General features: G+C 49.9%; 5 protein-coding genes and 1 pseudogene. 5 read left to right on the top strand and 1 reads right to left on the bottom strand.

The features are described from left to right. Positions 1–590: 590 nt before the first annotated feature. The 5 genes from QVP67_RS13915 (at position 591) to QVP67_RS13895 (ending at position 7,576) form a co-directional block, all read left to right on the top strand. Entirely contained in the window at positions 591–2,645 is a 2,055-nt protein-coding gene (locus tag QVP67_RS13915; protein WP_288180237.1) for a glycosyltransferase, read from the top strand. 86 nt (positions 2,646–2,731) lie between these two features. Beyond that, positions 2,732–4,057: a glycosyltransferase gene (locus tag QVP67_RS13910; RefSeq protein ID WP_288180236.1), complete on the top strand. Its 1,326-nt coding sequence runs from the start codon at positions 2,732–2,734 to the stop codon at positions 4,055–4,057. 39 nt (positions 4,058–4,096) lie between these two features. Next, positions 4,097–5,035, top strand: coding sequence for a glycosyltransferase family 2 protein (locus QVP67_RS13905; RefSeq protein ID WP_288180235.1), 939 nt, complete (start codon positions 4,097–4,099; stop codon positions 5,033–5,035). A gap of 113 nt (positions 5,036–5,148) precedes the next feature. Continuing rightward, a complete protein-coding gene (locus tag QVP67_RS13900) occupies positions 5,149–6,990 on the top strand; it encodes an ABC transporter ATP-binding protein (RefSeq protein ID WP_071148366.1) in 1,842 nt (613 codons plus the stop codon). A gap of 136 nt (positions 6,991–7,126) precedes the next feature. After that, positions 7,127–7,576 carry a DUF6078 family protein gene (locus QVP67_RS13895; RefSeq protein WP_022164162.1) on the top strand — a complete coding sequence of 150 codons (450 nt, stop codon included), beginning with the start codon at positions 7,127–7,129 and terminating at the stop codon, positions 7,574–7,576. 264 nt (positions 7,577–7,840) lie between these two features. On the opposite strand, the pseudogene QVP67_RS13890 reads toward QVP67_RS13895, so the two are convergent. Beyond that, positions 7,841–8,015, bottom strand: a pseudogene (locus QVP67_RS13890) (viroplasmin family protein); the annotation flags it as partial.

Genomic DNA, 8,015 nt, shown 5'->3' with positions numbered 1-8,015 from the left:
AGCGGGCATGATTGTAGTTGGGCACGATGACGCTGACTTTGGGAGGCATGTTTATACGGGATATCTGGTTTTCAGAAGCAAAGTTAGCGTATCTTCTTCAGAAATCCATGTCTTTCACTGATTTTTCGGTCGAAAGTTGTGGCATAGGAGAACTTTTACTATGTTTGCAAAATAAACTATTGGAGAGAGTGTCTCGAAACCCGTGTGTGCCCGAACAGACCGGTCGTCGTGATGCAGTCGCAAATAACAAACCTTAACGCAACGTGATGCAGTATTCGTGCGTAGTTTGTTTTTTTATATAAAGCTTTGTTGGATTCTGTGAATCGAAGAAAGCTGTGTTTTAGCCTACCTGTATGTAAAATGTATTGTTTCTGTAAAGTGAAATGACTGAAATGACACTGAAAAAACTTTTTCGGCATAAGCTGTTGCCCTTGGTTTATGAAAAGAGGATTACGGGAAGCAGCTTGTATTCTGTTGAAAAACGCAAGTGCTTTAAAGTGACTCTGTTTAAACGTGAAAAAACAGATGCTTTTACCCGTACGCATTATCTGAAATTTATTCATTCCACAAAGTTCTTATCTTCAAAAAGAGTGTCCCCTAATGTCAGGGATAATGACTTTGGTGCACTGGATGTACCGGTGACCTGGAAAAAGCCGCCTTTGGTCAGCATCATCGTGCCCAACTACAATCATGCCCGCTATCTGAAAGAACGGTTGGACTCCATTTATAATCAGACGTACAGACACTTCGAAGTGATCCTGTTGGACGATTGTTCGACCGACGGAAGTGTAGAGGTGCTGAAAGAGTATGCGCGGAAGTATCCCGAAAATACTCGCCTGGTTGCCAATGAACACAATTCGGGCAAAGTGTTCCATCAGTGGAACAAAGGACTGGAACTGGCGAGGGGAGAGTTTGTCTGGATTGCCGAGAGCGACGACTATTGCGACCGGAATTTTCTGGAAACAGTGCTTCAGGGCTTGCGCCATCAGTCGGTCATGCTGTCGTTTGCACGAAGCGTATTCATGCAGGAAGGAAAGCAGATCTGGTCGCAGGAAGAGTATCTGGCCGATTTGCCGGTTGTCTGGAATGCGCCGTTCATCATGTCGGCCCACAAGCTCGTAAGCAAGGCTTTTGCTATCAAGAATGTGGTGCCCAACGTCAGCAGTGCCGTCTTCCGGAACATAGGTACCATTCCGGCTGACATTATATCCCAATGGGAGCAGATGTCCTTGTGCGGCGACTGGCTGTTCTACCTGTGGCTGATTAAAGGCGGAGCTGTAAGCTATACCAATCGGGTGAACAATTATTACAGAATTCATCCGGGAAGCACGTCGCTGAAGATTCAGAAGACGCTGGACTATTATACGGAAACGTTGCAGATTTCCTGTTTCGTGGCCCGGAACTATGCAGTCGATGCGGCAGTTTTCGAGGTGGTAAAGAAAAATCTGATTCAACATTGCCTTGAAAAGCAATGTATCACTGTGGAAGAAGTCGAGAAGGCTTATTCTTTGGACAAGATAAAAGAAAGCATGGCGGACAGACAGCCCAATGTGCTGATTTGTACTTATGCCATGATGCAGGGAGGAGGAGAGGTCTTTCCCATCTACCTGGCCAATGAGCTGAAGAGACAGGGCATTGCCGTGACGTTTGTCGATTTCAGAGGAGAGCGTGGTGAAAAAGAAATCAGGCAGAAACTGGACCGGAATGTGCCTTTGCTGGCTTTGCCGCACGTCTTACAGCTTCGCAACGTGATGACTATGCTGGGTGCCGACATCATCCATACCCATCACGGAACCATCGACAGTGCGGTGGCCAATGCCATCGGCAACCGTTCGTTTCCGTGTAAGCAGGTAGTCACCCTTCACGGAATGTACGAAGCTGTGCCGGAAGAGGAACTGAACAAGATTCTGAAAGCAGTGCTCCCCGTATGTTCGTGCTTTGTCTACATCGCAGATAAGAATCTGCTCCCGCTGAAGCACGTTCAGTCGCAGATTCGGCTGAAGAAAATAGGCAATGGTCTGCCCTATCTTCCCTTGTCGCCTTATAGTCGGGCCAGTCTGGGCATTGAGGAAGATGCTTTCTGCCTGTCGCTGGTGAGCCGCGGCTTTCTGTACAAAGGCTGGATGGAAGCGGTAGAGGCTGTGAAACGGGCCAATGCAACCATACAGCGGCCGGTTCATTTGCTTCTGGTAGGAGACGGCGAGTGCTATGAGGCGCTGAAGCAGCAGGATCTTCCTCCGTTCATACATCTGATGGGCAGGCAAGGAAATGTGCGCAATTATTTCGCCATGTCCGATGCCGGACTGCTTCCCTCATACTTCAAAGGAGAAAGCTTTCCGCTGGTAGTAATCGAAAGCCTGATGAGTGGTGCCCCCATCATAGCCAGCGATGTTGGAGAAATCCGGAACATGATTACCGATGCGGACGGCGGAGTGGCAGGAGCCCTGTTCGAACTGAAGGACGGGAAAGTGCCGGTAGACACCCTTACGGATATTATAGTCCGGCTTGCTACCGATTCGTCATTGTATGGCGAGCTGAAAAGACGTGTGGCGCCTGTTGCACGGAAATTTGAGATATCCTGCACTGCCCGGCAGTATATAGATGTCTACAATAAAGTGTGGAAGAATGTTGAACCAACAGCCTAAGTCGGCTGTTTTAAAATAATATAACCGGATTCCGGTTGGACAGTTATCGGGATACTCCGGATGTGAAACGTTTACGAATGTGTTCGATGATGAAAAAGATTCTTATAATTAACCCTTGGCCTCCCTATCCTCTGAACTCCGGAGGTAATCAGGCTTTCTTTAATATGGTGGACTACATGCGTCGCTATTTGTCAGTGTCTATTTTGCTCAATCCGCACACTTCCGGAGAAAGGCAGGCGGTGAAGGAGCTGAAGAAAATCTGGCCCGATGTAGAGTTCTTCCTGTTCGAAGCCGGGGACGAAGAAAAGGGTTATTCGATCAAGCATCCGCTGTATTACAAATGGCTGAAAAAAATTCAGGCATCGGTTGCCCGCAAAATGCGGAGGCAGCTGGTTGCACACGGCACTCAGGCCGTCGAGGATAATGAAGTACGTAGAAGAGGCACCATCATGAATTCTACTTTCAGGAACTTCGACAGCCAGTATGTCGACTATGTGGCCAAGGTTTCACGCATGGGATTTGACATAGTGGAAACTCAGTTCTATGATCTGTTACCACTGGTTTACGTTCTGCCGGACGATGTACAGACCGTGTTTGTGCATCATGAACTGCGATACATTCGCAACCAGAACGAAATGAAACTTCTCAAGCAGATGACCAATGAAGACCGTATGCTTTATGGTGTGGCAAGAGATTTTGAGAAAGGGGCGCTGGACAGCTATAAACATCTGATTGCACTGACCGAGACCGACCGTGCCTTGCTGGCCGAACTTTTGGGACGGACAGAGCGCATTTATACTTCTCCGGCAGTGATACGCAAGTCGGGAAATGTGGCTGATACGTTTGTGCCTGCGCAAACCAATCGTCTGGTGTTTGTAGGCGGCGAAGACCATACACCGAACTGGGATGCCGTCACCTGGTTCTGCACCGAAATAGCTCCGCTTTTGCGTCAGCGTGGATTCAAATTCACATTCCAACTGGTAGGAAAGTGGAACAGCGGAGATGCAAAGAGGCTTTGCGAAGTCTGCCCGGAAATGGAGTTCATGGGGTTTGTAGACGAGCTGACAACTTTCCTGAAAGGAGCCATTTCCATTGTGCCCATTCGGGTGGGAAGCGGAATGCGCATGAAGATACTGGATGCCGTCTTTGCCCGGGTGCCGTTTGTCACTACTTCCAAAGGAGTCGAAGGGCTTGACTTCCGTAGTGGTGAGGAATGTCTGATAGCCGATGAGGCTTCGGCCTTTGCCGATGCGGTAGTCCGGCTGGCCGAGGACGAAAAACTGCAGGAAAAACTGGTGCAGCAGGCTGCCGACAAGCTGAGTGCTCTGTACAATCCGCAGGAAATGCTGGAGCGCCGGATGGCGATTTACGAGCAGATTCTGGGTGAGAAACTGCCGGAACGAAAGGCGTAAGGTAATGAAAGAATAATGTCGAATGAAACAGTAAAGGGTATGGACAGCAGACTGGCAATTGTGATACCGGCTTATAAAAGTCGTTTCTTGCAGGCTACGTTGGATTCTATCGCGAAGCAAAGTTGCAAGGATTTTGTGGTGTACATCGGTGATGATAACAGCCCGCAGAATCTGGAAGAGATTGTCGGACGCTATCGGAATGAGTTTCCCCTCGTATACCATCGTTTCGAAGAAAATATGGGTCGGAACGATTTGCCCGGTCATTGGGAGCGTTGCATTGCGCTGAGCCGTAATGAACCGTTAATCTGGCTTTTCTCCGACGACGATCTGATGCCCGCTGACGGCGTAGAGCGCATCTTGCAGGCAGCTGCGGTGCATGGCGATACTCGTGTCTTTTTCCGTTTCCCGTTGTCGCTGGTCGATGCCGAAGGCCATTTGTTCCGTAGCAATCCGCCGTTCGATGCGGACTGTATTTCGGGTTATCATTTCCTGTTGGACAAGCTTGGCGGAAAAATATCTTCTGCGGCGTGTGAGTATGTATTCAGCCGCGATGTGTATACTGAGGCAGGTGGCTTTGTGAAGTTTCCGCTGGCTTGGTGTTCGGACGATGCCTCATGGGCTCGTTTTGCCGACCTGGCAGGTGGCATCGTGTCGCTGTACGGACAGCCGGTGTGCTGGCGGAATGCCGAGAACGAGAACATATCCAATTCTGTCGTTTACAACAAGGAGAAGGCGAAGGCTACCGCTCTGTTCGTGGACTGGATTGCCAGATATTATCCCGACCGCCGGGACGATGCTGTTTTGCACTGTGCATTGAAGAGTTATATAAAGACCATACTGGTTTGCTCGTTGCGAAGTGTCTTCGACGTGGCAGACCTCTGGGGCATGTGCCGTGCGGTGTGGCAGATTTCTCCGGCTGTAGCTTCCGGCTTGTTTGCAAAATATCTCTTCCGTGCTTTACGCCGTAAGGGGAAGTAGCTGTAAGAGGTCTTGGCGGGTGGTGCGTATAGTCGGCATCCGCTAATATTTCATTCTTGTTGCAGAGGTCGTATTTTTTCTCTACCTTTGTCCCCGTTATTCACTTGATAATTATGCTGAAACAATTTTTTTCTTTGATGAAGCGGTACATCAAACCTTACCGCAAGTATCTGACATGGGCTGTTATCCTGAACTTCGTGTCGCAGTGGCTTAATGTGTTCTCGTTCATGGCCATTATCCCGATTCTGAATATTCTGTTCAAGATAGATGGCAAAGTGTACGAATATCAGCCGATGGATTGGGAACATTTCGATAAGGATGTGCTGGTGAATAATGCTTATTACTGGATCAGCCATTTCGTAGAGACGAACGGTGCTTTCCTGACGCTTGTCATGCTGGGAGGCGTTCTGATATTTATGACACTGCTGAAGACGGCAGGTTACTTCGCTTCATCGGCGGTGATGGTGCCGTTGCGTACGGGTATTGTGCGCGATATCCGCATCGAAGTATATAATAAGGTGCTGAAGCTGCCTCTCAGTTTCTTCTCCGAGGAGCGCAAGGGCGACATCATAGCCCGTATGAGTGCCGATGTGACGGCCGTTGAAAACTCGCTGACGAGTTCGATTGATATGCTTATCCGCAACCCGATAGCCCTTTTGATTTATTTCTTTACCCTGTTCACCGTGAGCTGGCAGATGACGCTCTTCGTCATAGTTATTCTGCCCTTTGCCGGTTGGATTATGGGTGTAGTCAGCCGTAAGCTGAAGCGCCAGTCTTCGGCCGCGCAGGCACAGTGGGGCGACATCATGTCGCAGCTGGACGAAACGTTGGGCGGACTGCGCATTATCAAAGCGTTTATTGCCGAAGAAAAGATGTCGGCACGTTTCACCAAGACGAACGATGAGTTCCGCACGGCCATGAACGAGATGGTTATCCGTCAGAGTTCGGCACACCCGATGAGCGAGTTCCTGGGCACGTGTGTCATTGTTATTGTCCTGTGGTTTGGTGGTGCGCTGATTCTGAACCAGACGTATGCACCGATGGATGCGGCTACCTTTATCTTCTATATGGTGATATTGTATAGCATCATCAATCCGTTGAAAGAATTCTCCAAGGCTTTCTACAACATTCCGTTGGGTCTGGCCAGTATGGACCGTATCGATATGATTCTGAAAGCCGAGAATCCTATCAAGGAACCTGCACAGCCGTTGCCTTTGACCGACTTCGAGGATAAGTTGGAGTTCCGCGACGTCAGCTTCAGCTATACGGAAGGTCGTCCGGTGCTGAAGCACATCAACCTCACCGTGCCCAAGGGCAAGACAATCGCTCTGGTGGGACAGTCCGGTTCGGGAAAGTCGACGATGGTGGACCTGGTGCCACGCTATCACGACATTGCCGAAGGCGCGCTGATAATCGATGGAAAGAATGTGAAGGATGTATCTATCCGCAGCTTGCGTTCGCTGATTGGTAATGTGAACCAGGAGGCCATCCTCTTCAACGATACGTTCTACAACAATATTACGTTCGGTGTGGAGAATGCTACGATGGAGCAGGTGATCGAAGCTGCCAAGATAGCCAACGCTCACGACTTCATTATGGAGACGGAGAAGGGCTATGATACCATGATCGGCGACCGTGGCGGACGCCTTTCCGGTGGACAGCGCCAGCGCATCAGCATTGCCCGTGCCATCCTGAAGAATCCGCCTATCCTGATTCTGGATGAGGCTACTTCGGCCCTCGATACCGAGAGCGAACGTCTGGTGCAGGAGGCTCTGGAGCGCCTGATGAAGTCGCGTACGACGATTGCCATCGCTCACCGTCTGTCGACCATCAAGAATGCCGACGAGATCTGCGTGCTGTACGAAGGCGAAATCGTAGAGCGTGGTACTCACGAAGAACTGATTGCCCTCGACGGATATTACAAGCGACTGAACGATATGCAGTCGCTGAGCTGATACGATGACAAGTTGACGAGGGGACAAGTTGACGAATGGGACTCTTTTTCTGATCCTTTCCTTCTTTCCTCGTCAACTTGTCCCCTTGTCAACTTGTTCCCTTGTTAACTCGTCAACTAATACTAACCATACGCCTATGTTAACCGATTTCGATTACACCCTGCTCCCCGAGAATTATACCCTTTGTCTGCACGATGCTTGCCCCCGTGCCAAGGAATGCTTGCGCCGCGCCATAGCCGAAGGTGTTCCGGCAACTCATACTTCTATCCGCGTCTTTTCGCCTGCTGCCGCCCGGCAGATGGCCGTTGCGGGATGTATGTATTTCCGGCCCATCCGGAAAGTACGCTATGCACGAGGCATCGAAGCCGTGCTGAAACAGTTTGAGAAACTGCCTTACCGGGAAGCCCGCATGGCTCGTGCTACCCTTTACGGTTTTTTCGGGCGGAATATGTTCTACCGTATACGCCACGGTGAACGCTTTGTTTTCCCCGAGGAGCAGGAAAAGATTGCCGCACTCTTCCGTCGGGTTGGTCTGAAGGAAGAGCCGCAGTTCGACGAATATATCGAGCGTTACGACTTGCGCTAGTCGTTGCCGCACCATTCCCGACTCTTTTTGCCAGACAACGCCTAAGGTTTTATTCTTTCTCATACCTATGAGAAAGGAATTCTCATGCTTATGAGAACGACATTCTCATACCTATGAGAAGAGAGAAAACATACTGGAGTGTTGGCGGAAGGCTTAGGGGAGAGAGTGGAAAGCCTTTCAGGGTACGGTTGCCGGTCCTTTTTATAAAAGGAAGATGAAAGTTGGAGTAAAATGAGAACTGCTTTTTCAGTTGCTGCATTTGCATCATCCTTTCCGCCCGAAGTCCGCCGGAATCTCGCCCCATCGTTCGGTTTCCCATTTCAGTATCGGCGTGGTGTACGTATTCTCGCGCAGCCATTTCTCGGCACGTTCTATCAGTTGGAAGAGGCCTTCGGTGCGGGGCTCGCGGGGCAGCTTGGTCTTGCATTGCTTCTGCCGC

The organism is Bacteroides sp. CAG:633, from assembly GCF_000435115.1.
Classification (GTDB): domain Bacteria; phylum Bacteroidota; class Bacteroidia; order Bacteroidales; family Bacteroidaceae; genus Bacteroides; species Bacteroides ndongoniae.
Note: the sequence above shows the minus strand (reverse complement) of the source record. Positions and strands in the feature narration are given on the sequence as shown.

Coding starts and splice junctions, on each gene's coding strand:
- QVP67_RS13910 (WP_288180236.1), top strand. CDS start 2,732: ATGATGAAAAAGATTCTTATAATTAACCCTTGGCCTCCCTATCCTCTG.
- QVP67_RS13895 (WP_022164162.1), top strand. CDS start 7,127: ATGTTAACCGATTTCGATTACACCCTGCTCCCCGAGAATTATACCCTT.
- QVP67_RS13905 (WP_288180235.1), top strand. CDS start 4,097: ATGGACAGCAGACTGGCAATTGTGATACCGGCTTATAAAAGTCGTTTC.
- QVP67_RS13900 (WP_071148366.1), top strand. CDS start 5,149: ATGCTGAAACAATTTTTTTCTTTGATGAAGCGGTACATCAAACCTTAC.